We start from the raw sequence: 26,517 nt of genomic DNA on the forward strand, positions 1-26,517 counted from the left end.
GGCGCGCCGGACCCTGCCCCCGCGCGCCATTCCCGCGCCACCATCCTCTTGCCCGCACTGCTTACCAGAACGCGTCGCGGGTCGATGAAGTTTCTGCGAGTAAAGAGGTTATGGTTAAAGAAGGAGGTGGCGGGGCCGACCATCGGGCACGGCGGCGCACCCTTGTGGCCGCCCCACCAATGAATTGCCACGGTATGACCAAGTAACCGAAGTAATCGCAGCGATTTCAACCTCGCTGCAGAACGTCTGGTAAACAATGCGGGCCGGCCTTGTCTCGCCCGCGCGACTTCCTTATGCTTGGATGAGACACCATCCACAATGAGGACCCCGTGCTGGAATCGCTGAAAAAACGATGGCTCGAGCAAGCCGACCGATTGGGTTATCTCGGCTTAACCTTGCTCATTGTGTTCGGCTTGATGAACGTCATCCACAACCTCACCTACCGACAACCCTCCGACGGGGCCTCCCTCACCATGGAGAACGGTGCCTTGGTGGTGGTCGACAGCGATTTTTCCGCCGATACCAGCCTTCAGATCGGCGACGTTCTGATCGGCATCGATGATCGCGATATCCTGACCGAGGATGACTATCAGGATTTTCTTCACGAGGTCACCGTGGGTTCCCGCCACCTTTATCAGGTGATGCGCGGCGGTACCCGTTACGAATATTGGGTTGAAATTAAAGGGCTTAAGAATCCCGAACTCTTGGTGTATACCGCCTATACCCTGTCTGGGTTTATCTATATTTTGTTCCTGTTTTTGGTGCTAAGCCAAAACCTCAGTCTCTACATTCACAGCCGCCTGATTATGTTTTGCCTCTGCGTCTACCTGGCTTTTGTGTTTCAGGATACGCCGAAACTGTCGCCCCTCGACTGGATCAGTTACCACCTCTCGCAATTGGGTACCCTGTTGTTGCCCTCCGCGCTTTTTTCCATGGCCCTCAAGCAAACCCTGCGCGACAACCGCTGGTTGGCGTTTCTGCAAGTGGTTCATTGGGTGCCGACCCTTGCCGGTGCGTTCTTAACGCTGATCCTGCCGCCTCTGCTCCTTTCCTTTAATGAAGAAGGCATGGGACCTCGTGTGTTTTCAGATATTTTGCGCATGCAGGGTTTCTGGGGCGGCGCGTTGGTGTTCCTCGCCGTTTTGTTGCCGACCCTGCTCGCGGAAATTCGCAGGTCGGAACGCAACCTCTCGCTCTTTTGGGCCGTGAGTTGGTTGCCCTACGGGTTGACACTCTGGAAGCTGGAATACCCTTTTTCTTCCGCTATTTCGGGGCTCGCGCCGATTTTTTTGCCGCTTGCGATGGTGTTTCGCTGGAGTCGCGAGGGCCGTTTGTACCTGGGTTCACTAGGGAAAAAAGGGTTTGTTTACCTCGTGGTGACCCTGTTCCTGATTTTGGGGTACTTTCTGTTTGTCGGCTCGTTCCAGGTTCTGCTGGGTTCCTCCATCGGCCCCGACGGCCTGTCGATTGTCTCCGGGCTCGGCATTATGTTCGCCGCGGTTTCCTACACCGCCCTGCGCCATTATGTGACCGACGCCTTGGATCGTTTGATTTACGGTGAGCGCTTCGAGCCCCTGAAGGAGTTGCTCGACTTTTCCGCCATCAACCGTGCCGATATGGAGATCGAAGCTTTTTTGACCACCATCTGTGCCCGCATCCGACACGCCTTCGGGGTCAATCAGGCGCTCGCCTATGTGCGTGGCTGGGATGGAAATAGTTTTTGGTTGGTGGGCGACGCCGATCAACCGCGTTTGGTGTTTGAAACCCTGCCGCCCGCGTTGCTTCAGGGCGGCTTGTTGCGTGGTGCCCAGGTTACCGCCGGTCCGAGTGCCGAGGATGAAGAACCGCTGTTTGCGGGGGATGATGTGTTGGCGCCGATTCGGGTGTCCGGGCAATTGGCGGCGTTAATCGTGTTTGTGCCGCGCGAGGGACGGGGTTTGCCGCCCGAGGAAGACCGCATGTTGAAATCCTTGTTGGAGCAGTGCGGCGTGTTGATGGAGAACATGGAGCTGTACGAGAACATCAACCAAAAAGCGCAAAGCATCATGCAGCTTAAGGAATACAATGAAAACATCATCGAGTCGTCGCGGATCGGTATCTTAACCACCGATGAAATGGAGCGTGCCGTTTCCTGTAATAGCGCCTTTGCCGACATTGTCGGCGCACCGCGCGATGCGCTCGCGGGCCAGAAATTTCCCGAATGGTTTATGGAATACGAGGAAACCGACCGATCCGCGATGAAGTTCGGCATGAATTACGAGGTGGCCGTGGTGAACCGGCGCGGGCGCGAGATGGCGCTGGACATTCGCAAAACCCCGCTAAAGACCAAGGACAATGTCGTCTACGGGACCTTGTATTTGGTTGAGGATATTAGTGAAAAGAAACGTATTAGCCAACAAATGATGCAACAGGAGAAGCTGGCGTCGATTGGGATGTTGGCCGCCGGGGTCGCCCACGAAATCAATACACCCTTAACCGGTATCGTCAGCTACGCTCAGTTTCTCATTCAGGACCCCGCCGTCGGCGAGGAGCAACGCGAGCTGTTGGACTTAATGCTCAACCAAAGCGAGCGGGCCACCCATATCGTGGCCTCTTTGTTGAACTTTAGCCGCAAGGAAAGTCAGCCCAAGGGGCCTGTCGATGTGATTGCCGTGTTGGAGCAAACCCTGAAATTTTTGCACCACCAGCTTCAAAAGAACGGCGTTAATGTGGTCTGCCTTTTTCCCGAGGAGGCGGCCTACCTCGAAGGGTTGAGCAACCAAATCCAGCAGGTTTTTGTGAACCTCATTGTGAATGCCAAAGACGCCATGCCCGAGGGTGGCGAACTTAAAATCGAAATTCGTATGCGTGACGCCTTCATTGATTTACGCTTTATTGATGCGGGGACAGGGATGGATTGGCAAACCCAGAAGCACATTTTCGACCCGTTTTTTACCACCAAGGAAGTGGGGAAGGGGACGGGATTGGGTTTGTCGGTCGTTTACAACATTGTGCAGGAGCACGGTGGTCACATTGAGGTCGAGAGTAAAGTAGGGCGCGGTTCCATTTTTTCCCTGCGCTTTCCACGCTTACGGCAGCCCGTTCCCGCTTAACCAAAGCGCGGTTGTTCGGTTATGATGGTTACGAACGCGTTTAAAAGGTGAAAGTTCCATGGATGGTAAGGTCAAGATCTTATTGGTTGAAGACGAGCCCGTTGTTCAAGATGTTTTGAAACGCTTGTTCCGGCCCCGGGGTTACAAGGTGAAAACCGCGGATCGCGGGGATACCGCCCTGGTCGAACTCGAAGCGCAATCGGATTTTGATCTGATCATTACCGACCTCAATTTGCCCGGCGTGTCGGGTATTGAAGTGATCACCAAGGCCAAAACCTTGTATCCCGAGGTTCCAGTGGTGTTGATTACCGCTTTTGCCACGATCGACTCCGCCGTGGCCGCCATGAAAGCCGGCGCTTTTGACTACCTTCCCAAGCCGTTTAACAACGAGCAGGTGTTAATGGTCGTGGATAAAGCATTGGCACAAAAACGGTTGCTCCAGGAGAACCGGCGTTTGCGCGAGGCGCTGGACGACCGCTATGGCTTTGAAAGTTTGGTGGGCCGCTCCGACGCCATGATCGAGGTGTTTGAGCTCATTCGTCAGGCCGCGCCCTCCACCGCAACCATTTTGATTCGCGGAGAAAGCGGTACCGGCAAGGAACTGATTGCCCGTGCCGTGCACCACAACAGCCCGCGCGCCGGTAAACCCTTTGTGGCGCTCAACGCCGGGTCGATTCCCACCGACCTGTTGGAATCCCAGCTTTTCGGCCATGTGAAGGGCGCTTTTACCGGGGCGCTTGCCGACAAAAAAGGTCTGTTTGAGCTTGCCCATCAGGGCACCTTTTTTCTCGACGAGGTGGGCAACATCAGTCTGGAAATTCAGGCCAAGCTGTTGCGCGTGCTGCAAGAAAAGGCGTTTATGCCGGTTGGCTCCACCGAAACCGTCGAGGTGGATGTCCGCTTGGTGTGCGCGACCAACGCCGATTTGGAAAAAATGATTGAAGACGGCTCCTTCCGTGAGGATTTGTATTACCGTCTCAATGTGATTGAGGTTCATATCCCCGCGTTGCGGGAGCGCGGTGGCGATTTGCCGCTGCTGATCGATTATTTTGTGGACAAATACGAAACCGCCAACAGCAAAAAAATCGTCAAAATCGAGCCTGATTTTATCGCGGCCTTGGAGAAGTATGCCTGGCCGGGAAATGTTCGCGAATTGGAGAACCTGATCGAACGGGCGGTGGTTTTGGCGCGCGACGGCATTGTCGACAGCAGCTTGCTCCCGCCCTCCTTTCGACAAAAGTCGGAACGTGGTCGGGACATCCTGCCCAGTTTGGATACCGGTGTGAACTTTCAGGAGCAAATCCAAGCTTACGAGCGCGCGCTGATCCTACAGGCCTTGGAAAAAAGCGGTAACGTCCAAAAAGCGGCGGCGGCCTTGCTGGGCCTGAAAACCACCACCTTTAGTGAAATGCTGAAACGCCATAAATTGCGCTAACCTGAGTTACACGACCGGGTTGCTTGAACGAAGCCCTTGAATGTCGCGGGTTAAGCCTGCTTACCAGGCGATAACGGTTACCTTCTCGGCAATCGGTAGCGAAACATCTTCCTGGGTGACCAGGAAATCGATGGTGAAGGGAATATCGATCCAATAGTCGACCACGATGTTGAAGTTTTCATCGCGGGTAATGGTGAGGTCGATGTTTTCTTCGGAAATATCCAGGTCCATAGCGCGGGCTTCGTCCAAGATCTTTTTGATGAGCTGGCCGGGTTCTTTTTCGTGCTGGACACGGGCCATGGCCTGGACGCGTTTTTCAAATTCGCTGCGTTTTTCCAATGCGTCGTAGTTGATGTAGAAGGTGTAGCAAAAGATGCCCAGCAGGAATAACCCGAAAGAGCAACCGAGGAGACCTTTTGTCTTGGATTCTTCTTGACCCCAACGTGTCATATTCGCCCTCTTTTGAACTTTTTAAAGACGCGACCGAGTCGCGGATCTGGTGTAAAGTGAATGGTCGTGTGTCTTATGTGTAGTATACCGATCGGCAATCAGTCGATTCAAGCGAATGGGGTTGGATTCTTGATTTTTGTGACTGATGCGCATGTCGCGCCGCAACTTGGGAATGTCGAACCTTTTTTCGCCATGTTGGATCATCTGGCCAAGAGTGATGAAGATCTTGTTTTTATGGGAGATATCTTCGATTTGTGGATTGGTCACGCCCGATACGAAGGTGCGGAACACCGTCGTTTCCTCGCTTGGTGCCGCGACCAGAAGCAACGGCGCCGCATTGGTTTTGTGGAGGGGAATCACGAGTTTTACGTCGTACGGCGTCACCGTGAATGCTTCACTTGGAGCGATGAGGCCGCCCTGGCGCGGCGCGACCTGGGTTTGTTGATTGTTCACGGCGATTTGATCAATCGCGCCGACACCCAGTACTTGCGCTGGCGTAAGTTGAGCAAAAGCTGGGGAATGCGTTGGTTTATTCGGTTACTTCCCTTCGGAGGAAGGCTGGTTCAGCGCCTCAAAAAGAACCTCAAAAACACCAATAAAGAATTCCGGCTGGGCTTGCCGAAAGAAGCCTTGGCCGCCTACGCGGACGAGCAGCTTGACGGCAAGGTGCGGCGCATTGTCGTGGGTCACTTTCACGCGGCCCATCGGGTGCAGGTCGGCGAGGGCGTGCTGGATGTGTTGCCGGACTGGTATGCAACCGGGCAAATCGCCGTTTTTCGACCGGAGGAACAGGTGCTGAAAACCATCCCCTGGTCCGAATATGCCGCGCCGTGACGTGGGGTGCGTGGACTTCAACACAAGCATTCGTCCCCAAAACTGGGAAAAAGCGCTATGATGTGGATCTTTTGTCACCTCGTCGAGGTGGCCTCGAGCGTTCCCCGGGGCGACGCCGAGTGGGCCTGTCGCCGTCTGGCGTGACACCGGGAAAATCCCCGCTTGTCTACCGGCCTTAATTGCCCTGATTCGTTTGACACCCAAGAGCCGGTGTGGTACTTTTCCAGCGTTTTTGGGTGTTTGAGCCGGTTCATGAAAAATCAAAGAAAAGTGAACGGGAAGTTTTTTTATGGAAGAGATTTTAAAGAGTTTGCCCGGTCCCATGCAGATCAACGAAACGCTATTCGTGATCGTGGTTCTCTTTCTGGTGTTGTTGGTCATTCTCAACAACCTGATCTTCAAGCCGATCGTTGCCAAGCTTGAAGAACGTGCTCGTCGCATTGATGAAGGTGCCGAGGCCGAAGCGCATTCTTTGAAAACCGTTGAAGAGAGCATGGCCACCTTGAAGAAGAAGCGGATTGAGGCGCGCGCCGATGCGCAGAATCAAACCCACGCCATCCTCAAGGCCTCCGAGACCGAAGGAAACCAAATCATTGCCGCGTCGCGCGAGAAGGCTCAGAACCTCGTGAAAGCGACCGCCAAAGAAGTGGAAGACCAGGTAGAAAAGGCCAAGGCTGCATTGCAGAAAGATACCAAAAGTCTGGCGGACCAAATTGTCGCCACGGTGCTTTCTCGCTCCGCGTCCTAACCCCCGACAGGCGCCGGGCCCACCGGCCGCCTTTCGAATAGCGTGAAACCCGTTTGGGAAAAATTGGGGACATACTTTAATGAAAACAAAAACCTTAAATCGAATAGTCTTTTTCTGTTTGGTTTCCTGTCTTCCGCTCCTCGCGGGAGAAGATGGGCTTACTTTCTGGGAAGAGTTCATGGCGCGGTCCTTCAACGTCGCCTTGTTCTTCGGCGTGTTGGGGTACCTGATCCACAAACCCGTCGGCGAGTTTTTTGTCAACCGGCGCAAGGGGATTCAAGAAGCCTTGGCCCTCGCGGAAGAGAGCAACAAAAAAGCCAAACAACGCTTGGACGAAATTAGCAAAACCATGGACGGCCTCGACGACGAAGTCGCGCGCATCCTTGAAGATGCACGCCGTCAAGCTGAAGAAGAAAAAGCCAACATTGCCAAAAAAGCCGAAGCCGAAGCCGAGCAAATCGTCGCCCAAGCCAAGGAAGATGTTGAGAGCATGCGCCGCGAGGCCGCCCACACGCTGAAAGTCTTCATCACCGATTTGGCCATGTCCGAGGCTGAGAAGGTTATCCAAACGAGCATGACCGACGCCGATCGCAACACATTGTTCGTTGAATTTTCCGAGCGATTGGAGGCCAAATCATGAGTCGCGTTTCCGTACGCTACGCCAAGGCTTTCGTCGAGGCGCTCTCCGAGAAAAAACGCCTGAGTGACGCCGATGCGTTCTTGGGTTTTTGTGATGTCGTTACCGCCAATCGAGGCCTCCGTCTTTTGTTGTCGAACTACGCCATCTCCCCTCGTATCAAATCCAACGTCATTAACGGCTTGGCACAACGCCTCGCCCTCCCTGAGTTGGTCGTTCGTTTCCTCTCCGTGCTCGTCAAGGCTCGTCGGATTGACTTGCTTGCGGAGCTTCGCGGCGCTGTTGTTGATCAAATGAACCTGGTGCTTAACATTAAGCCCGTTCAAGTAACGACCGCGAGCGCACCCAGCCGTGAAGAGCTCGATGCGATTTCTAATAGCATGGAAGCTCACCTTGGTTGCAAAGTTCAAGTTCACACCCAGATTGATGCGTCGATTTTGGGTGGTGTGGTCGCTCAGGTCGGCAGCATTGTTTATGACGGCAGCGTGCGCGGTCGTCTGGCCAGACTGCGTGAGGAATTAGTTAAGGAGTAGTTGTCGAAATGGATATCAGAGCGGAAGAGATCAGCAAGATTATTCGAGAGCAGATCACCGGCTACGAAGCTGACGTCGATACTGCCGAAATTGGTACCGTTGTCGCGGTAGGTGACGGTATTGCCCGCGTTTACGGGCTCGATAAAGCCATGTCCGGTGAGCTTCTGGACTTTCCCCACGACGTGGTCGGCATGGTACTGAACCTCGAAGAAGACAACGTGGGTGTTGTTTTGTTCGGCGGTGGTAGCAAAATTCGTGAAGGGGACACCGTTAAACGGACCGGTCGCCTGGCTTCAGTTCCCGTTGGGAAAGCCATGGTGGGTCGCGTTGTGAACCCCTTGGGTCTTCCCATCGATGGCAAAGGCCCCATCAAAAACGACGGTTTCAACCCTGTTGAGCGCATCGCGCCCGGCATCATTGCACGTAAGTCGGTTCACGAGCCCATGCAAACCGGTCTCAAGGCCGTTGACGCCATGATCCCCATCGGTCGCGGTCAGCGTGAGTTGATCATTGGTGACCGCCAAACCGGTAAAACCGCCGTCGCCCTCGACACCATCATCAACCAAAAAGATACCGGCGTGATTTGTATCTACGTCGCCATCGGTCAGAAACGTTCGACCGTTGCCCAAGTTGTCGCCAAGCTCGAGCAATACGGCGCCATGGATCACACCATCGTTGTTTCCGCGACTGCCTCAGAGCCTTCGCCGCTCCTGTTCTTGGCGCCCTACTCCGGTTGCGCCATGGGCGAGTACTTCCGCGACCGCGGCGGTCACGTCCTGATCGTATACGATGATTTGTCCAAGCAAGCCGCTGCATACCGCGAACTTTCGCTGCTGTTGCGCCGTCCCCCGGGCCGTGAGGCTTTCCCCGGTGACGTTTTCTACCTGCACTCCCGCCTTTTGGAACGTGCCGCCAAGCTGAACGACGACGAAGGCGGCGGTTCGATGACCGCGCTGCCCATCATCGAAACCCAGGCCGGTGACGTTTCCGCCTACATCCCAACCAACGTTATTTCGATCACCGACGGTCAGATCTACCTTGAGGCCGACCTGTTTAACTCCGGTCAGCGTCCCGCCGTAAACGTGGGTATCTCCGTTTCCCGTGTTGGTGGTGCCGCCCAGACCAAAGGTGTGAAGAAGCTGTCCGGTACCCTGCGTCTCGATTTGGCCCAGTACCGTGAATTGGCCGCCTTCGCCCAGTTCGGTTCCGACTTGGACAAAGCGACCCAGGCTCAGTTGAACCGTGGTCAGCGCATGACCGAACTGCTCAAGCAGGATCAGTACGTGCCCCTGGTTGTTGAAAAAATGATCTGCATCCTCTACGTGGGTGCCAAAGGCCACTTGGACGACATTCCTGTCGAAGCCATCGGGGCCTTTGAGAGCAAGTTCTACGACTTTATGGACGCCCACCATAGCGACCTGCTCAAGACCCTCAAAGAGAAACCCGCGTTGAACGACGACGTCGAGAAAAGCCTTACCTCCGCGATTAACGCTTTCAAGGAGCAGTTCCGGGCGGATATGGGAGTTTAACCATGCCAAACCTACTCGATATACGTCGCCGTATTAAGAGTACGAAAAACACGCAGCAGATCACCAAAGCCATGAAAATGGTTTCTGCTTCGCGTTTGCGCCGCACCTCGGAGCGCGCCATGGGCGCGCGTCCTTATGCCGAGCGGATTGAAGCGGTTCATGCTTCCATTCTGGCGCGTCTCCCCGAGGCCGACTCCGAGTACTACCGTCAAAAAGAAGGCAAAACCTTGATCGTGGCGCTGGCCGGCGACAAAGGTCTTTGCGGTGCGTTTAACGCCAACATCTTTAAGCAAGCCGAGAAGATGTTGGCCCAACGCGGCGTTGAGAACTGTCTGTTGATGACCATCGGTAAAAAACCGACCGTGCATTTCCGTCGTCACGACGCCATGTTTGAATCCTTCAGTGATGTCTTCCGCGATGTGAGCTTCGCCCTGGCCGAAAACATCAGCCAGGTGTTGATCAAGTCCTTTGCGAGCGGTGAATGTGCCCGGGTTGTGCTGCTGTACAACAAGTTCAAAAACGTTTTGGTTCAAGAAGTGACCGAGCAGCCCCTGTTGCCGCTCGAGCCGAAGACCCAAAGCGACGCCGTCAACCAGGGCGGTGTTGAACACCTTGCCGAGCCCTCGCTTCAAGAGATCCTCGAAGATTTGGCGCCGCGCGTGGTAACTACTCAGGTTTACCAAGCGCTGCTGGAATCCTGCGCGTCGGAACACGCCGCTCGGATGACCGCGATGGACGCGGCGACCAATAACGCGAAAGACATGATCGAGAAATTAACACTGGAAATGAACAAAGCACGTCAAGCCGCGATCACCACCGAGCTGATTGAGGTCGTAAGTGGTGCTGCCGCACTCTAGCCGGACCCGGCTAGCGTGGCTTATCGTCTCAAGGAGTAGTTTCAATGAATAAAGGGAAAGTCGTTCAGATTGTCGGGCCCGTGCTTGACATTGCTTTCGAAGAGCAACTTCCAGAAATTTTGAACGCCGTCACCATCGATTACAAACCCGAAGGCAGCACCGAAGACGCGGTGAAAATCACCGCCGAAGTTGCCCAACACTTGGGTGAGAACAAGGTTCGTTGTATTTCGATGCAGCCGACCGAGGGGATGGTTCGCGGTGTTGAAGCCGTCGATACCGGCAAACCCATCTCCGTTCCCGTGGGTGAAGCCGTTTTGGGCCGTATCCTGAATGTTGTCGGTGATCCGGTTGATGAAGCCGGCCCCGTTAACGCCAAAGAACACTGGCCGATTCACCGTGAAGCGCCCGCTTATGAAGAACAATCCGTTAAATTGGAAATGTTCGAAACCGGCATTAAGGTTATCGATTTGCTCGAGCCTTACATGAAGGGTGGTAAAACCGGTCTCTTCGGTGGTGCCGGTGTTGGTAAAACCGTTCTGATCATGGAACTGATCAACAACATCGCCAAAGCCCACAGTGGTTACTCCGTGTTCGCCGGTGTTGGTGAGCGTACCCGTGAAGGGAACGACCTCTACCACGAAATGAAAGATTCAGGCGTTTTGAACCAAACCGCGCTGATCTACGGTCAGATGACCGAACCCCCCGGCGCCCGTGCCCGGGTTGCATTGTCCGGTTTGACCGCCGCCGAGTATTTCCGTGACACCGAAGGAAAAGACGTCCTGTTGTTCGTTGACAACATCTTCCGTTTCACACAGGCCGGTTCCGAGGTATCCGCGCTCCTGGGTCGTATGCCTTCCGCGGTTGGTTACCAGCCCACCTTGGCCACGGAAATGGGTGAATTGCAGGAACGCATTACCTCGACCAAAAAAGGTTCGATCACCTCGGTACAGGCCATCTACGTTCCCGCCGATGACTACACCGACCCCGCGCCTGCGACCACCTTCGCTCACTTGGACGCCACCACCAACTTGTCCCGTCAGATCGCCGAACTCGGCATCTACCCGGCTGTTGATCCCCTGGCTTCCAGTTCGCGGATCCTTGACCCCCACGTATTGGGTGACGAGCACTACAACACCGCCCGTCAGGTTAAGCAGATCTTGCAGAAATACAAAGACTTGCAGGACATCATCGCGATCCTCGGTATCGAAGAATTGTCTGAAGACGACAAGCTGACCGTTGCCCGCGCCCGTAAAATCCAGCGTTTCCTCTCGCAGCCGTTCCACGTTGCCGAGGTATTCACCGGTATGAAAGGTAAATACGTCAAGCTCGAAGACACCATCCGTGGTTTCAAAGCCATTGTTGCCGGCGAGCACGACGATCTGCCCGAGGCCGCCTTCTACATGGTCGGCACCATCGAAGAAGCGATTGAAAAAGCCAAGAAATTGGCTGAGTAATCCGGCCCGAGAGGTAGGTTTCCATGCAACTACAAGTCTTGACGCCTGAAGCAGAAGCGCTCTGTACCGACGTTTCCTCGGTGAACCTCCAGGGTTGCCGCGGCCGGTTGGGCATTCTGGAATCCCACACCAACTTCATCAGTAAGCTGGATTTCGGTGTCCTTGAGTACACCGAGGCCGGCAAGCATTATGAAATGCTGTGTGGTTCCGGGATTGTGGAAGTCAACAACAACCAGGTCACCGTCCTGGTTCGCAGCGCCGAGCGCAACGACGATGTCAATATCGACCGTGCCAAGGAAGCGCTGCAACGTGCCAAGTCCCGTTTGGGCTCCAACGACAAAGAAGTCAATTTGGAGCGCGCACAGGACGCCCAGGCGCGTGCCGCCCAACGCCTGCGTTTCGTCGGCAAACTTTAATTTAATCCAAGGCCCGCGTTGTTTCTGCAACGCGGGCCTTGGTGTATCCAGCCGTTGCTCGGAGGCTGAATGGGCGACTGGAAACCCTTGCCCCTGGCGCAACCCCGGCGCGGATACCGCTATTCAGTCGACGCCTTGCTTTTGGCCGGCTTTACGCTTGCGTTTTCACCCCGTCGTTGGCTGGACATCGGTACCGGCTGCGGGGTGATTGCTTTTTATTTGGGGCGCTGTTTGCCCGCGTCACGGGGGGTTGCCGTGGAGCGACAGCCCCAATTGGCCGCTTTTGCGCGGCAGAACCTAGCCGACCGTTCTGTTTTGGTCGTTCAGGGTGATGCGCGAACCTTTCCCTGGCGCGCCCACGCTTTTGATCTCTTGGTGTGTAACCCGCCTTTTTACCTGCCGGGACACGGCAAAATCAAAAAAGATCCCGTTGCGGCCCATGCGCGCCACGCCTTTTTCGGTACCTTTGATGATTTTTTAACCGCGCTTCAGCCCGCATTAACGCCCGCGGGTCGGGTGTGTGGGGTTTTGCCCGCCGATGTTTATGCGCGCTTATCGCCGGGATGGGAACAAGCCGGTTGGTTTCCCGACGCTGTTTTGCGGGTCGCTTCCTTCGCGGATCGGCCCGCCGGTTTGGTTTGTTTTTCACTGGTTCGCGGCCAACCGGTCACGCCCGCGTCTCGCGATCTGGTTCTTTATCGGGCCCATCGTGTTTATACCGACGCCGCAACCGCATTTTTTGCACGATTAACCCGCGATTAGTCGGCTTCTCGGTTTCGTCTTGCTCGCAATCATTGTTAGAATGTCAGTTAGCCCGCATTTCTCACAAGGATTCGTCGCGAGAAACTGAAAGCCTTATGCGTACGAAGATTACGACGGAGAGACGGCACAGGCGTAGCAGCGCTACGGCGAAGGCGGCTCGACCGAGTAATGCGGAAGGCCGCCCCCTCGTAATCGCATGGGTTTCGGCTTCGTAGCAGAATTCCTTGTGAGAAATGCGGGTTCGTTAATTCAAAAGATTCGCGGGCTCATGGGGCACATCCGTGACATCCGAACTTTATGCTTGAGGAGCAGTTATATGAATGGTTTGAGGTGGCGTTTTATTTCCACCCTGACGGCAGTGCTGTTTTTGTTGACTTCCTGTGGTGGCGATAAGATCAAAATCGGGGTCATCATTCCGCAGGAAGGGACGCTCGGGGACTACGGGTACCAAATCCGTTCCGGTATTGAACTGGCTTATAAAAATCTCGATACATCGGACAAGCGTCGTGAGTACGAGCTGATCTGGGAGATTGAGGAATCAGATCTCGACAAGGTCGAAGAAGCCTTCGAGCGGCTGCGCAAAGCCGGCGTTCAGGCGATCATCGGCGCGGCCTCTTCCGCTGCGACCATGCGGCTTGCACCCTTGGCGAACAAACACAAAATCATTTTGCTGAGCCCGGCGAGTTCTTCGCCCGAAATCAACGAGGGTTCCGGCGATTTCATTTTCCGTAACCACCCTTCGGATACCCTGGAAGCACAGAAGCTGAGCAATGTGATTTTCCAAAAAGCACGTCTCCAGAAAGTATTGATGGTTCGTGCCCAAGACGCCTACAGTGAAGGTATTACCTTTGAACTGCTGAAGTTTGCGCGTCAGAACAGCGACCGTCTCCCCAACGAGGTGGTTAAGTTCAGCCATAACCCGGCCGACGTCGATTGGACCTCCGTGGTTGATCGAATTGTCGAAATCAAACCCCAGGGCGTGTTCCTGGCCGCTTACCACGATGCCTTGGTTCCGCTTTTGAAAGAGATCCGTGCACGTGAAGCATTGAACAAAACCTACATTTTCACTTCTTCCTCCCTGATCGTTGACGAAGCCGTTAAAGAGCTTGGTCCCGAGGGGCTCGAAGGCATCATTTTTACCGGTTACCACTGGGATCCTATGGAAAACAAGCCTGAGATTCTTGAGTTTACCGAGAAGTTTAAGGCCGATCACCACGCCGATCCAACCTTGTTCGCCGCCACCGGTTACGACGCGTTTAACATCCTCGTGACTGTGTTCGAAGAAACCGATCACGTCATTCCCGATGATCTGCGCGCGCGGTTTAACAAAGAGCCGTTCAAAGGTATTTTGGGTGAGACCGACTTCAGTAAGCGGGGCGACATCACCCGGATTCCGGTTGTGTACACCGTTGAAGACGGTTCCAAGGTTGAATTACGGGCCGAGGTTATCGACAAAATCAAAGACGATATCCTGACGCGTTTGGAAGACTAGCCCATATGCGTGCGCGGGCGTTGTCCCGCGCATGGTGCGCCAAGCCCGTGATCCGATCACGGGTACAACCTTGCTCTAAAAAATAAAAAGCCCGTGATCCGATCACGGGTACAACCTTAGCTCTAAAAACATAGAAGCCCGTGATCCGATCACGGGCTTTTTTCATGGGCGATTTGGGCCGGGTTAGCGGAAGGATTGAACCGCGTCTTCGACGGAATCGTAAATGTGGAAAACGGTGATAAGGGCGGTGAGCTGTAACAAGCTGTAAATTTTGCTCGCCAGGTTGCAAATGTGTAACTGGCCGCCGCGATTGTTAATCGTCATGTGACAGGAAACGAGTTCACCGATGCCGGAACTGTCGATGTACTTGAGGCCGCCCAAATCGAGAACGATTTTTTTCGTCCCGCCTTCGACCACTTGATTGATGATCTCGCGTAGTTTGACGTCACCTTCGCCAATCGTAACTTTTCCTGATATTTCAATGATTTTAATTTCACCGCGGTCTTCAATCTTACTCTTCATGGTATGGCTCCCTTTGTCAATGTTGGCGGTTGGTATATTATACCTGAACAAATTGAAACCGGGTGGGGAACGTCCGTGTTAACAATGACTTTGCCGGCAACAAGGGGTTCGTCCGAAGGCGTTTTCGGGTGAATGGGTTGCTTGGATCAATGCTTGCGAGGGGTTTCGTTTTGACGCAGCAACCCTTGACCGCAATGCAGCGTAAGCCGGGAGGCTGTTGTGATTGGATATTTGAAAGGACGCTTAAAAGCGGCCGAGGACGGCCATCTGTTGCTTGAGGTGGCCGGGGTTGGTTACGAGGTGTTTGTCGGCGTGGTGGATCCTTATATGCCGCGTTTGGGCGCGGCGTGCGAATTGTGGATTCATACCCATGTTCGCGAGGATCAACTGGCGTTGTTTGGTTTTGCGGACGCCGCCGCCAAAAAAATTTTTTTGTTGTTGTTGGGGGTTTCGGGGGTCGGCCCCAAGTTGGCGATGGCCGTCGTTGCCACGCTTTCAGCGCGAGAGCTGTTTGACGCCGTGCATTTGGGGAACCTTAAGGCTTTGACCGCCGTGCCCGGTGTAGGCAAAAAGGTGGCCGAACGGCTGACCCTTGAATTAAAGGATAAAATGATGCCGGTCATGCAACAGGGCGGCGCGCTTCAGGCTGGTTTGCCGCAAGAGGGCCGTGAATGGCACGATCTCATGGACGCCTTGTCCGGTCTGGGCTTTTCTGACCAGAAGATTCGGAACGTGCTAAAATTGGCGCGCGCCGAGTTCGCTGGTCAATCTGTTGAGATCAACCAACTTCTCAAATATTCGCTTCAAAAGATTAAACAGTGCTAGAACCCCGAGAAACCGAAAAAGAGTTCGATGTCGGCCTGCGGCCGCGCGCCTTAGCTGATTACATCGGCCAGTCGGCGATGAAGGAAAACCTGTCTATTTTTATTCGTGCGGCGCGGAAACGACAGGCTCCCCTCGATCACGTCTTGCTCTACGGCCCGCCGGGCTTGGGGAAAACCACCATGGCCAACATTATCGCCACCGAAATGGGCGGCTCTTTCCAGTCGACCTCAGGACCCGCGATTGAGCGTGCCGGCGATTTGGCCTCCATTCTGACCAACTTAAGCGCCTTCGATGTTTTGTTTATCGACGAGATCCACCGGCTTCCCTCCGTGGTAGAAGAAGTGCTTTATCCCGCCATGGAAGATTTTCAACTGGACATCGTGATCGGCCAAGGGCCGGGGGCGCGTTCCGTAAAGATTGATTTACCACCTTTTACCCTGGTGGGGGCGACCACCCGAGCGGGTTTGTTGTCCACCCCTTTGTTTGACCGATTCGGGGTCGTCCATCGGCTTGAGTTTTACACCACGAACGAGTTGGTGCAGATTCTCAAGCGCAGCGCCCAACTTCTCAACATCGGTATCGATGACGACGGTGCCGCCACCATTGCCCGTCGTGCCCGCGGTACCCCTCGGGTCGCCAACCGTTTGCTGCGTCGCTGTCGTGATTTTGCCGAGGTGGTCGGTGAGGGTTTTATCGATCACAAGGGCGCCCTGTACGCGCTTGATTCGCTAGGGGTTGACCAGTTGGGTCTCGAAGAAAGCCACCGTAGTTTGTTAAATTGTATTGCCCGTAAGTTCTCCGGGGGGCCGGTGGGTTTGTCCACGCTTTCGGCGGCTTTGGGTGAAGAGAAAGATTCTATCGAAGATGTCCAGGAACCCTACTTGATTCAGCAGGGTTTGTTAGAGCGAACCCCGCGTGGTCGTAAAATTACGCCGGCCGGCATGGTCCACATCGGTCTTAAAGATGCGGTCCCTTACCAGCCAAAGTTGTTTGAGGATGATGTCTGATCAGCACACACAATCGGTAAAATTATTTTTTCGCACCTTCGAAAACCATTTATCGCGCATTCGGGACGACGGCAAAGATGCCAACCAGGCTTATCGCGCGCAGGTTTTGCTGAGCCAAATCGCCCTGTTTGAAAAAGCGATTTTGGAAGACGGCGGCGGCGGCGGTGCGACCGGCGACATTCAGAGCTTTGTTGAACTGATCGACATTGAAGCCTTTGGGGACCTAGCCGCTTGGGCGGTTGACCAGACCGCGGTGACCGGTATCCGCGCGGTTCACTTCCTCGACCAAAGCGGCGAATGGCATTGTCTGGCCGGCGAGGGCATTTTGCCCATGCGCTTGCGCGCGGGAGAATGGTTGCGCTCCGGCTTGGTTGCCCAGTTGCAGCAAGCCAAAAACATGTTCATCACCTACCTCTTTGGCCAGCCCCGTTTGGTGCTGCAATTTGAGGAAGGTGAGACCGCCGTGGATCGCGGTAAAATGGCGTTGTTTTTTGCGCGGTTGCTCCCGATTTTTGTAACTGATCGGATTGGTGAGACCAATACCTACGCCGCCGACCGGGCCGTTATTGCCAAAGATCCTCATTTTTGTGACCTGCTCGGTTTAATTGAAAAAGCTGCCAATAAAGATGTCAGCATTTTGCTTGAAGGCGAGAGTGGGACCGGTAAAGAAGTGATTGCCAACTTCATCCATCGTCATTCGCCCCGTGCCGGCAAACCCATTGTGGCCGTGAACTGCGCCGCGATTCCCGCCGGTTTGATTGAAAGTGAACTTTTTGGTCACGAAAAAGGCGCCTTTACCAACGCCTACAACCGCCAAATCGGACGGGTGGAAGAGGCTGACGGCGGCACTTTGTTCCTGGATGAAATCGGTGAGATGCCCTTTGCGATGCAGGCCAAATTGCTGCGTTTCCTGCAGCTTCACGAGTTCCACCGCGTTGGTGGTAAAAATAAGATCTCGGTTGATGTGCGCATTGTAGCCGCGACCAATCGCCATCTTAAAGATCAGGTTGCCAAAGGGGAATTCCGCGAGGATTTGTACTACCGCCTGTCCGTGATGCCTTTTGTGATTCCGCCTTTGCGGGAGCGCATCGATGATATTGCCGCCTTGTCCGAATTCTTTTTCGATAAATACGGACGTGCTTTTGGGTTTGCCCCCTTAAAAATTGATCCCGCCATTTACCAGCATTTGGTTGCTTATGCGTTTCCCGGCAACGTGCGCGAACTGGAGAACCTGATTCAAAACATCTTGGTGATCGCCCAGGGTGGTAATTTGAGTGTGGCCCATTTGCCGCCGAACATTCGTGAACTGACCCCGGTCAACCTGCCGGAGCGGGCCGTGGGCAGTCCCAAGCGGGTGTGGCGCCCGCGCTCCAGTTACGGTCGTAATTTTAAGTGGCGACGTGGGCGTTCTACCGCCGCTGCCGCGGCCGGCAACCCCGAGCTTGAACGTCTGTTGTCGCAGACCCCGAAAAACAATGACGAGTTGAAATTACTCAAGCAGGAAATTCAAAATTACGCCTCGGACTTAACCCTTCTCGTTGAACACCGCTTCCTGAAAGATTTGTTGGACCGTGCCGAGGGCTCCATGCCCAAGGCCAGCACCTTGGGGAATATCAACCGCACCCTGCTTTACAAAATGATCGACCGAACCAAACATCTGGATGACTAACCGGTGCCCATTTTGTCGTTTGTTGAGAGACGCCGTTTTCGCCGCGAGAGACAGTTGTAACGACCGGGGCGGTGACCCTTTTTCGGCTTGCTAACTTTCCTGAAAAGCGACGGAACATCAGGAATAAAAGAGGTTGTGGCGCCACCAAAACGGTGGGGCGGGGTAGCCTGGTAGCTTGTTGGGAGGCACTGGCCGGCAAGGGTTCGGCGTCTAGGGAGCGCCGCCACAACCCCGTGTCGCGTCGGTGTTGGTGCGAGGGGCGGGGTTTGTATCCGTCGGCGGGGGTTGTAACTGGCAGGGGATTTGCAAAGTGTGTCGGCGGAGCTTATATTGTCATTCAGGCAATAAGGCCAAACCCCGCAACACGGTGTAAGCCATGAAATACGCAACAACTCTAACCGCCTTTTTTTTCCTGTCGCTGATGATGGCGCAGGAAGCCATTTCTTTCCGGTATCTCGTGCCTTTGCCGGTGACCAAACACGTGTCAACCCGTAATTGGTCTTACCGCCTCGAGTTACTACCGGAGGAAAAAGGTGCGTATGCGTTGACCGTTACGCAAAACGATGTTCGCGGGGAACGTCTTGATCGTGACGAACTGACCATGGCTTCCGGTTCGTTATTTGTATGGGATTCTCCGGTTGACGCGGTGAACAATCGTGTTCGTTCCCTTGAAATCACCGCATCGGTTCCCATGCGCGGCTTATTGTGGATGTGGAACGAGAGCCACGGCCAACTCAATGCCGTCACCGTTTTGGCACCAATCGCCAATTCACTGGTGGTTCCCTATCTGCCCGACGCCGGCGCCCTGAGTACTTCTTTCACGCTGCAAGGGCGTTCCGATGCCGTTACCGACAGTCATATTGTTTTCGATTACTTTAACACCGACCGCATCGCCGGTGCCGCCACCGTGGTCCGTCAGGACTTGCCGGAATTTGGTCATCTCACCTTGACGCCCGGCAGCAATCTCCTGCTAGGGAGTATTGAGCAGGGTGATCAGGCCGCCTGGGGTCGCATCAGCGCCTCCGACGAGGGTTTTCTGATTTCCGGTTTTCAAACCATCACCGATGAGGCCGTTTTTGGTAACCCCGACTTTTCGCAGACCAGCGCCCTTGAGATGGTGCCTTCTGGTCGTTCCGACGGTTGGGTGACTTTTGCCGCCGGGCCCTTGGTTCCCGACCACCGCGCGCTTTTCCGTGATCGTTTTGTCCTGACCAACGATTTGCCCAATTCGGTTTCCGTCGCTTTCGACTTACACACCCTGGTGGACGTTATCGACGAGGCGTCTGGGGAAACAACCACGACCGTCGCGATCCACCGCGAACAAATCGATTTGTTGCCTTTCCAGCAGTTGACCCCTGTATTGGGCGAAGACCTTTTTAACGAATACCCCGGTGCGCCCATCCGGTTACATTTCAGTGCCACTCAAGTGCTTGAAGAAACCGTTGCCGCCGCGCCGATCCACGTCTTGCGTTTTCAGGAAGGCCGCGACTTGCCCATGGCCGGCAGTCACTTCTTTTCATCCGCCGGCAATGAAATGCGTGCTTGGTTGGTGCTCAACTCACCTTTCTCCTCGCGACTCGACATCACCAGTCTGTCACAGATTTTGACTTTACCGCCTCAAGAAGAAGGTGATGAGCCCATCGTTATTCACGAGACCTCGCAAATCCAAGTTCAATTGTTTGATGCCGAGCGTCTTTTGTTCTCCCAAAACTTCACCTTGGGGCCCGGCACGGTAAACTCTTTGTTTACCACCAAGCGGATCGCCGATCTGATGGCCGAGAAGTTCCCGGAAGAAACCATTGAGTTGGTTCGCGTTCACGTTTCCGTGATTGATGGGCGGCCCATCACCGGCACCCTCGTTTCCGAATGGGAAAACGATATTGCTCTGGTTAACCCACGCATTTTTACCCGTACCCTGGTTGAGCCGCTGCCCGAAGATGGTGCCGTGAAGTAATTACTTCAAACCGGCCTCTTCCGAAATGAGCATCATGAGATCCAGAAAGTCGGACTCATTGTGCTGATCCAGTTCTTGCTCTACCAGTTGAAACAGTCGGAACAGGGTCCAACTCCGTTCTTCCTGCTGAAAGCCGCGTAAGAAATCGGCTAGATCCGTGAGCGCGCTCTGCCAGGGGAGTAGGTTCTGGTTGCGTTGGGCGAGTTGGAGTCGGGTGCGATCCGGGTAGATGCTCTGGTCAATCGCTGAGACTTTGAATATTTCCGGGCTGTTGAGGCAGCGAAAGCCGTCTTGACCGATTTCCAGGAAGAACTTGTACAGGGTCAAGATTTGTTGGAGGGTTAGGTGGAACTGGCCTGCGTCGACAATGGGGTCGGACTTCTGCGGGGCGTGGAAGCTCGGGCTGGCGTCGAACTTCGCGCTCAACCATTGGGTGTGGAAATAGGAGCCGATTTGGAGTTGGTTTTCCGTGGCCAGTGAGAGGAAGCCGAGTTGCAAGAGTTTGGAAACCATGATTTTTTCGCTGGGCGCCTCGAACTCGGCCAGGTGGTTCTTGCCGCAGAAAACGTCCTTGACCACATCCTGCTCTTCCTCGCTGAGAAGGTCAAAATTAACTTCAATTACCTGAATCAAAGAAGGATTGGCTTCTAATTGCGGTAAAACCTCTTCCAAGTCGGGGTTTTCGAAAAAGTGTTTGGCGAAAAGCTGGGTTTCGTATGGGTTCCCGTTGGTGCGTACGATGATTTCATGGATCGCTTGTTCATCCGTGAGCCCGGAGCGCAGCAGTTCCGACGCCGCCTCTTGGTTGAAGTGGCCAAGGTAATTGGCATTGAATCCATGGAGGAACGGGGACGTATCGATGACCACTTCTTTGTGAATTTGTTCCAGCCGCGGGGTTGAGGTGATAATGGTGCGTACCCGTTGGTTGTTTTGAAAAAATTTGCGTAACTTACCCAAAAATACCGGGTTCTTTTTGCCGATGGTGATGAATTCCTCGGCCTCGTCAATGAGCAACACCAAGTTGAATTGATTGCGCTGGAAGCGACGCATCAGCTTTTTGAGGATTTGGTAACAGGGGGCGTCTTCTTCCACGTCCGTTTCGCCGACCGCTTCCCAGCGGTCCGGGTACTGATCCTGGCTGTCCTCGAGCGCGTCGATCAGGCTATCGGTCAGGCCTTCTTCGTCATAGCTGCCTTGGATGTCCCAGAACAGGGCGAATTTGTCACCGGGTTCCTGGTTAAACCGGCGTTCGATCTCGCGGAGGAGTGATGTTTTGCCGACGCGGCGTTTGCCGATGACCCATTCACAGTTTTCGTTGGAGTGAACTAGCTGGTCGATCATGGTTTTGCGACCGAAAAAGTGGGGGCCGACCACCCAGCTCCCGGCTGAGAAGGGGTTACGATGAACGTTCATAAGCCTTTTTCAACCTCGTGTCGGATTTCTGTGTAAACGAAAAGAACATCTTGCGTGGTGATTTTTTTCCGATTTTGGTTCAAAACATGGGCCACAAGGTTAACACACATTTTCTGAATCAAATACGGCTTGCGGCGGGTCAAATCGAGAATCTTGTCGATGGCCTCGGCGTTGTAGCTGTAGATACCGCGCACGGGATCGGTTACGAGGGTTCGTGCTTGATCTTCGCTAAATGGTTTTAATTCAAGCTGTTCGAAGAAGTTGTACCAGGGACTGCCTTCGCTTTTCCAGGTGGTGTTGATGTTGATGCCGGCCATGACCGCGACAAGGTGCTTGGCAAAGCCTTTCATGAAGATGGCGCGCAACTGCTGGTTGGTGTGTTCCGAAAAACTGTTCAGCAGGTCCACTTCATCCAACAGCAAAACCAGTTTGGGCGAGCGTTCGCAGTGGCTTTTGAGTTGATTAATGGTTTTGCGCAGACGTTGCGTGAGTTGTCGGCCGCTGAGTAGGCCTTCGACCGGTTCCATCTCGAGCTGGAAGGGTTCCAAGGTTTGTTGGATCTCGTGGTCCAGCGTGGTGAAGAATTCTTCTTCCGCCACGCCTTGGAGATCGATGAAAACGGGTATGAACTGATATTGGGGATCATCGATGGTTGGCAGCAGGGCGTAGAGTTGGTGGAGGAAGCTGGTTTTGCCGATGCGCCGCTCGCCATAAATCATGATGGAGTTGTTATGCAGGGTGTTGAGCAGTTGTTTCAACATGGGTTTGCGCCCGTAAAACATGTCGGCATTGAGGACCGGGGCGCCCGCGATATAGGGATTAAAACGGTTGCGGAAGGCTTGGCTTTTGCGTCGTTTGCGAACAAAGAAAATACCTAACAGTAATAAAGCGAGTGGAATGAAAATGAACTGTAGGAACGGCGGGCGGTTTTTTACCGGTGGTGGGGTTGGGAAGGAGTAGGGGTAAACTGCCTGGTGGACTTTGTTGCGACTGTCGCGCATCACCAGTTTGAGCTCGTTGCGGAAACGGTCAAAGGTGAAGTTGCTGATGGTGGGCAAGTCGAATTGTTGTTGGTTGTAGAGATCCCATGCCGTGTGGAGTTGGCCGTTGATGTAGAGTTTGGCGGTTTTCATCGGGGTGTCGCTTGAAATTTGGGCATTGATGTTGGCAGCTTTGGTCGCGGTTGAAATTGGAACCAGGTTCCAGGAGACGGAAACCTCGGCCGGCGGGGGGTCGGCTTGTGATGCGCGTGCCTTTTCCAGGTCCGAAAGAAGTCGGGTGTTGGCGTTTTGGAGGACGGCCTGTTTTTGAAGCGTGTTTTGGAGGCGTTTCTCGGTTTCTTCCGCCAATTGAAGCGCGTCGTTTTGTGCTTGTTCGATTTCTAGGGCTGTTTTTCCTTGGGCTTCCATGAGGCCGCGCAGGCGTTCAATGGCTTGGCGAATATCGGGTTGGCCGGGTTTTAGCCGGTTAACCGCGAGGTAATAAGCCAGGGCTTGTGGGGTATTGCCGTTTTCTTCCTCACGTTGCGCGTCACCGAGGAGGCGTTGCTCCGTTTGTTGGGTCGCTTTTTCGAATTCAAGCAGTTCGTTGTCGTTGGCAACCAATAAATTAAGGATGAGGTCAATGCCTTTGAGTTCGTCGTTGTCGGGATATTGTTGTTGTAGATCTTGGAGGACCGACATCGCGGCCGTGTATTTTTTCAGGCTGACCAATTCCCAGAACGGGCCGGTGTCGGGGCGTTTTGGCGTGGGATCGGGATCGGTTACCACGGTCGGGTTCTCGGGTAAGCGGTTGAGCACCGTGCGAAACAATTTCATGCGTTCGGCGGTGCGTGCGTCCTCATCTTCATTCCAGCGGTCGGCGAGTTCGAGGTACCTGGCCGCCGCGGCGCGGTTGTTGGTCCAGAGGTGGGCCTCGGCCAATTGGTGATAGGGATAATATTGAATGAACTGGACGCCGTAGGTTTTGGCCTGCCGTTTGGATTTGGGTTGATCGGCAATCGCGTTTTCAAAATGGGTGACCGCTTTTTCGTATTGTTCCGCCTCCATGGCCTCGCGACCGAGCTGGTAGTGTTCGTACCAGGGCATATCTTGTAGAAAGGCGAGTTGGAAGAGGAGTGAAACAACAAGCATAAAAGGGGTTCCTTGATGGGCGGCGCGGGTTGGGGCCGGAGTCACTCAAATTCTACCGCCAAGGCGCGCTGAATGCAGTACCGGGTGGCGAGAAAAGTGCAGAAGGAACTTGGGTTCGGGGTGGGGCGGCGTTTGGGGCGGAGAGACAGGGTGCGAGACGGCGGAAAAAGGGCGAATGTCTCTCCAATAGAAACATGTTTCTGAGTGGGTGAAAAAAACGGCTCCAAGTGAGAAGCGTTGGTAGACAACGGGTTTGGGGGTGTGTGAGTTGGCGCGGTACCTGCTTTGAGTAGGGTGCCCGTTTGTGAAAGGTTCAGATCAGTTAATCAAGGGATCGAAGCTGACACAACAGTTGTGCCGAACTTCTAGGGATGCTCCAGAATCACACATTGATTCGAAATTCAATGGAGGAACTAACCGTTATGAATTTGAAAAAATTGCTTTTTGTGGCGCTTTTTGCTGCAGGTAGCATGGTGTTCGCTGATGTGGACCTGTCTACCACGATCCGCGACGTCTACATCCGTGGCACCTGCGAGCAGGCCGGTGTTATTAACATGACCGTAGACGGCGACGATTTCGCCGACGCCAGCTCCACTACCCCCGTTTACATCCGTCTCCGTCTGGACCACGGTGGTTTGTTGTGCCGTACCCTCGTTTGGGACCACCCCAACAACCCCGTAACTTTCACCCGCAGTGAGATTTACGTTCCCATGCGTTTGGAAGAGGGCGAAGGTAACTTCTTGGACTCTTTGGCCGTTAACCCCGACGCTCTGGCGATCGTTCGCTGGAAAGCCGGTGAGCCTGAAATCTGGTTGCGTGTAACCCAGTCTTCTTCTACTTGGATCGAAGACAACGCGCCTCAAACTTCTAACGCGCCTAACCCTGACCGTCGTGTTTCTTGGTCAATCGGTATCTCCGCTAGCCGTTCCTCTTTGGACAACCAAGAGTTGTTCTTGGGTGGTACTGCTAACGCCGGTTCTCCTCCTGCACGTCGTGCCAGCTTGCCTTTCGCAATGCGCGAAGACTTGTACGCCACTTCCGTTATCAACGGTTGGGATCCTACTACCAGCGATCCTGCTTCTCTCGAGATCGACGAAGCGGTTTCTACCCTCCTTTGTGTAGACCTCTCTTCTTCTAACTTGGAAGCATTGCCCGCGCCTCAGGAAGATTCTGCACTTAACTTTGACCCTATCTCTTTCGACGACCAAACGCGTAACGTTGAAACCGGTGCTTCTTTCACGAACATCACCTTGGGTCAGTTGACTTCAGTAGCCTTCTCTGATGACCGTATCATCGCTCGTGGTTTCGACTTCGGTTGTACCGGCGCTGTTGCCAAATTCAACCCTGTGTCTGCTCCTCTCTGCTTGATCGCTGGTCAACAGCAGGGTGCTGCTGACGAAGGTTTGGTATGTGTACCCAACACCTTGGCCGTTGCAGTTGGTTGCGGCAGCCAGTGGGGCTTCCACGTTGGTTCTCGCGTAGAACTGCAGACCCCTTCTTCTGCCAACTACGGCTTCTTGTTCCGTGTTGACAACAACGGTCGTTACTTCGATGTTAACGGCGCTGTTGTAACCGGCGGCACTTTGCCTGCTTGGATGCAGTTGGACACCACTGCACTCGCCGTAACCGCTAACGTTGGTACCTTCCCCTTGAACTCTCAAGGTTCTACCTCTACCACCATCGATGCCGGTGGCAACCTGTTGACCCGCTACGCTCGTGCGATCTACAGCGGCAACACCACTCTGAACCCTCCTGCCGGTGTATCCGACAGCATCACTCTGAGCATCACTGCTACCGTATGTCAGTGGTACCAAGAAGATCCTACCGATATCGTTATCGACATGGACTTCTACGCTACCAACCGTGACAGCGTACTCGACGACGAGCCTGGCTTCGACGGTCGTTTGGACGACAGCACGGGTCTCGACCAGGAAGCTTTCTGCGATCCTTCCGCTCGCTTGGCTTTCGAATACGAGTGGGCCTTCGGTTCCTTCACTGCTTGTGAATCTACCGCTTGTGCCGACATCTTCTTCCAATATGTTCCCAAAACCATCAATGCTGACGGTTCTGCTACCGGTTTCTGGTCCGGCGTATCTTACGTCAACCACGGCCGTGCCGACCTCGACACTGTAATTGGTAACATCTACGAAGCTGATGGTACTCACTGGCAAGTAACCTTCCCTGAACTGCCCATCCGCAACCAGAAAACCTGGTTGATGGACTTCGACGAAGCTGCTCAAGCGGTTGTATTCGCTGACGCTGCCGACCTCGAAAACGGCGACAAGCTGACTCCTGAAGTTCAAACTGACGGTGTTCTGCGCGACTTCGGTACCCTGCGTTCTTCCATGTTCATCAACGCTTGCGGCACTGAAGGCGACTTGAGCCTCCAAGGCGTTCAGGCCGACCTCGACGGCTACCTCCTGATTGGTAAAGACGACGTCATCAACGGTGCTTACGCTGCGCGTAACACTGACGACGGCGCCGGCGCCCAATCTGGTGACCTGCCTGTCTTGAACAGCAAGAAAGAGTGGGAATTCCCTGGCGTAATCGACGACTACCGTAACCACTACGGTGTTCGTATCGCTCCTTCTATCATGAAGTAATCGCTAACTGATGAGGCCCCAGTCCCCGGACTGGGGCCTTATTGTCTCTACTGAAAACTTTTTCACCCTCATAGAGGTACCGCTTCTATGAGGGTGAAAAACTTTTCACGCCACGCGTTTCCCCGCGAATAAAACGCAATGCCCAGGTGTTTT

At 54.2% G+C, this 26,517-nt stretch carries 21 protein-coding genes; 17 read left to right on the plus strand and 4 right to left on the minus strand.

Annotated features, from left to right (window positions below; all coding sequences use genetic code 11):
* Positions 1 to 329: 329 nt before the first annotated feature.
* Positions 330 to 3,092 (plus strand): ATP-binding protein, encoded by a 2,763-nt coding sequence (locus J3U88_RS01700; RefSeq protein ID WP_207856387.1) that lies wholly within the window; start codon positions 330 to 332, stop codon positions 3,090 to 3,092.
* Between the two features lie 58 nt (positions 3,093 to 3,150).
* Positions 3,151 to 4,527: a sigma-54-dependent transcriptional regulator gene (locus J3U88_RS01705; protein ID WP_207856388.1), complete on the plus strand. Its 1,377-nt coding sequence runs from the start codon at positions 3,151 to 3,153 to the stop codon at positions 4,525 to 4,527.
* A gap of 60 nt (positions 4,528 to 4,587) precedes the next feature.
* Here the strand turns inward: J3U88_RS01705 and J3U88_RS01710 are convergent, their stop codons facing one another.
* Positions 4,588 to 4,977, minus strand: a complete 390-nt coding sequence (locus tag J3U88_RS01710; protein WP_207856389.1) for a hypothetical protein — start codon at positions 4,975 to 4,977, stop codon at positions 4,588 to 4,590.
* 138 nt (positions 4,978 to 5,115) lie between these two features.
* Between J3U88_RS01710 and J3U88_RS01715 the strand changes: the two genes are divergently transcribed.
* The 10 genes from J3U88_RS01715 to J3U88_RS01760 all read left to right on the plus strand — a co-directional run bounded on the left by J3U88_RS01715 (position 5,116) and on the right by J3U88_RS01760 (position 14,239).
* Complete coding sequence (locus J3U88_RS01715) at positions 5,116 to 5,811, plus strand: metallophosphoesterase (RefSeq protein WP_341535169.1); 696 nt, start codon at positions 5,116 to 5,118, stop codon at positions 5,809 to 5,811.
* A gap of 289 nt (positions 5,812 to 6,100) precedes the next feature.
* Positions 6,101 to 6,559, plus strand: a complete 459-nt coding sequence (locus J3U88_RS01720) for a F0F1 ATP synthase subunit B family protein (RefSeq protein ID WP_207856391.1) — start codon at positions 6,101 to 6,103, stop codon at positions 6,557 to 6,559.
* A gap of 178 nt (positions 6,560 to 6,737) precedes the next feature.
* Positions 6,738 to 7,199 (plus strand): F0F1 ATP synthase subunit B, encoded by a 462-nt coding sequence (atpF, locus tag J3U88_RS01725; RefSeq protein ID WP_207856392.1) that lies wholly within the window; start codon positions 6,738 to 6,740, stop codon positions 7,197 to 7,199.
* Positions 7,196 to 7,729, plus strand: coding sequence for an ATP synthase F1 subunit delta (gene atpH / locus J3U88_RS01730; protein ID WP_207856393.1), 534 nt, complete (start codon positions 7,196 to 7,198; stop codon positions 7,727 to 7,729). The genes atpF and atpH overlap by 4 nt, the downstream gene beginning before the upstream one ends.
* Positions 7,730 to 7,737: 8 nt before the next feature.
* The gene (gene atpA / locus J3U88_RS01735; protein WP_207856394.1) at positions 7,738 to 9,258 is read left to right on the plus strand and encodes a F0F1 ATP synthase subunit alpha; all 1,521 of its coding nucleotides are present in this window, start codon (positions 7,738 to 7,740) and stop codon (positions 9,256 to 9,258) included.
* Between the two features lie 2 nt (positions 9,259 to 9,260).
* Positions 9,261 to 10,115 (plus strand): ATP synthase F1 subunit gamma, encoded by an 855-nt coding sequence (gene atpG / locus J3U88_RS01740; RefSeq protein ID WP_207856395.1) that lies wholly within the window; start codon positions 9,261 to 9,263, stop codon positions 10,113 to 10,115.
* A 44-nt stretch (positions 10,116 to 10,159) separates the two neighbouring features.
* Complete coding sequence (atpD, locus tag J3U88_RS01745) at positions 10,160 to 11,569, plus strand: F0F1 ATP synthase subunit beta (RefSeq protein WP_207856396.1); 1,410 nt, start codon at positions 10,160 to 10,162, stop codon at positions 11,567 to 11,569.
* A 23-nt stretch (positions 11,570 to 11,592) separates the two neighbouring features.
* Complete coding sequence (gene atpC / locus J3U88_RS01750; RefSeq protein ID WP_207856397.1) at positions 11,593 to 11,985, plus strand: ATP synthase F1 subunit epsilon; 393 nt, start codon at positions 11,593 to 11,595, stop codon at positions 11,983 to 11,985.
* A 69-nt stretch (positions 11,986 to 12,054) separates the two neighbouring features.
* On the plus strand, positions 12,055 to 12,747 hold the full coding sequence (locus J3U88_RS01755; RefSeq protein ID WP_207856398.1) for a tRNA1(Val) (adenine(37)-N6)-methyltransferase: 693 nt from the start codon (positions 12,055 to 12,057) through the stop codon (positions 12,745 to 12,747).
* 316 nt (positions 12,748 to 13,063) lie between these two features.
* Positions 13,064 to 14,239, plus strand: a complete 1,176-nt coding sequence (locus tag J3U88_RS01760) for an ABC transporter substrate-binding protein (protein ID WP_207856399.1) — start codon at positions 13,064 to 13,066, stop codon at positions 14,237 to 14,239.
* 183 nt (positions 14,240 to 14,422) lie between these two features.
* Here the strand turns inward: J3U88_RS01760 and J3U88_RS01765 are convergent, their stop codons facing one another.
* The gene (locus J3U88_RS01765; protein ID WP_207856400.1) at positions 14,423 to 14,761 is read right to left on the minus strand and encodes an STAS domain-containing protein; all 339 of its coding nucleotides are present in this window, start codon (positions 14,759 to 14,761) and stop codon (positions 14,423 to 14,425) included.
* Between the two features lie 219 nt (positions 14,762 to 14,980).
* Here J3U88_RS01765 and ruvA point away from each other — a divergent pair, with 219 nt between their 5' ends.
* The 4 genes from ruvA (at position 14,981) to J3U88_RS01785 (ending at position 20,216) form a co-directional block, all read left to right on the plus strand.
* Entirely contained in the window at positions 14,981 to 15,586 is a 606-nt protein-coding gene (ruvA, locus tag J3U88_RS01770) for a Holliday junction branch migration protein RuvA (protein ID WP_207856401.1), read from the plus strand.
* On the plus strand, positions 15,580 to 16,593 hold the full coding sequence (gene ruvB / locus J3U88_RS01775; protein WP_207856402.1) for a Holliday junction branch migration DNA helicase RuvB: 1,014 nt from the start codon (positions 15,580 to 15,582) through the stop codon (positions 16,591 to 16,593). The genes ruvA and ruvB overlap by 7 nt, the downstream gene beginning before the upstream one ends.
* Entirely contained in the window at positions 16,583 to 18,262 is a 1,680-nt protein-coding gene (locus tag J3U88_RS01780; protein ID WP_207856403.1) for a sigma-54 interaction domain-containing protein, read from the plus strand. Before ruvB ends, J3U88_RS01780 begins: the two co-directional genes overlap by 11 nt.
* 376 nt (positions 18,263 to 18,638) lie before the next feature.
* On the plus strand, positions 18,639 to 20,216 hold the full coding sequence (locus J3U88_RS01785) for a hypothetical protein (protein WP_207856404.1): 1,578 nt from the start codon (positions 18,639 to 18,641) through the stop codon (positions 20,214 to 20,216).
* Here the strand turns inward: J3U88_RS01785 and J3U88_RS01790 are convergent, their stop codons facing one another.
* Positions 20,217 to 21,629 (minus strand): AAA family ATPase, encoded by a 1,413-nt coding sequence (locus J3U88_RS01790; RefSeq protein ID WP_207856405.1) that lies wholly within the window; start codon positions 21,627 to 21,629, stop codon positions 20,217 to 20,219.
* A complete protein-coding gene (locus tag J3U88_RS01795; RefSeq protein WP_207856406.1) occupies positions 21,626 to 23,761 on the minus strand; it encodes an ATP-binding protein in 2,136 nt (711 codons plus the stop codon). The genes J3U88_RS01790 and J3U88_RS01795 overlap by 4 nt, the downstream gene beginning before the upstream one ends.
* Positions 23,762 to 24,183: 422 nt before the next feature.
* On the opposite strand from J3U88_RS01795, the gene J3U88_RS01800 reads away from it, so the two are divergent.
* Positions 24,184 to 26,364 (plus strand): hypothetical protein, encoded by a 2,181-nt coding sequence (locus tag J3U88_RS01800; protein ID WP_207856407.1) that lies wholly within the window; start codon positions 24,184 to 24,186, stop codon positions 26,362 to 26,364.
* Positions 26,365 to 26,517 lie beyond the last annotated feature (153 nt).

Source organism: Acanthopleuribacter pedis (genome assembly GCF_017377855.1).
GTDB classification, from domain to species: Bacteria; Acidobacteriota; Holophagae; order Acanthopleuribacterales; family Acanthopleuribacteraceae; genus Acanthopleuribacter; species Acanthopleuribacter pedis.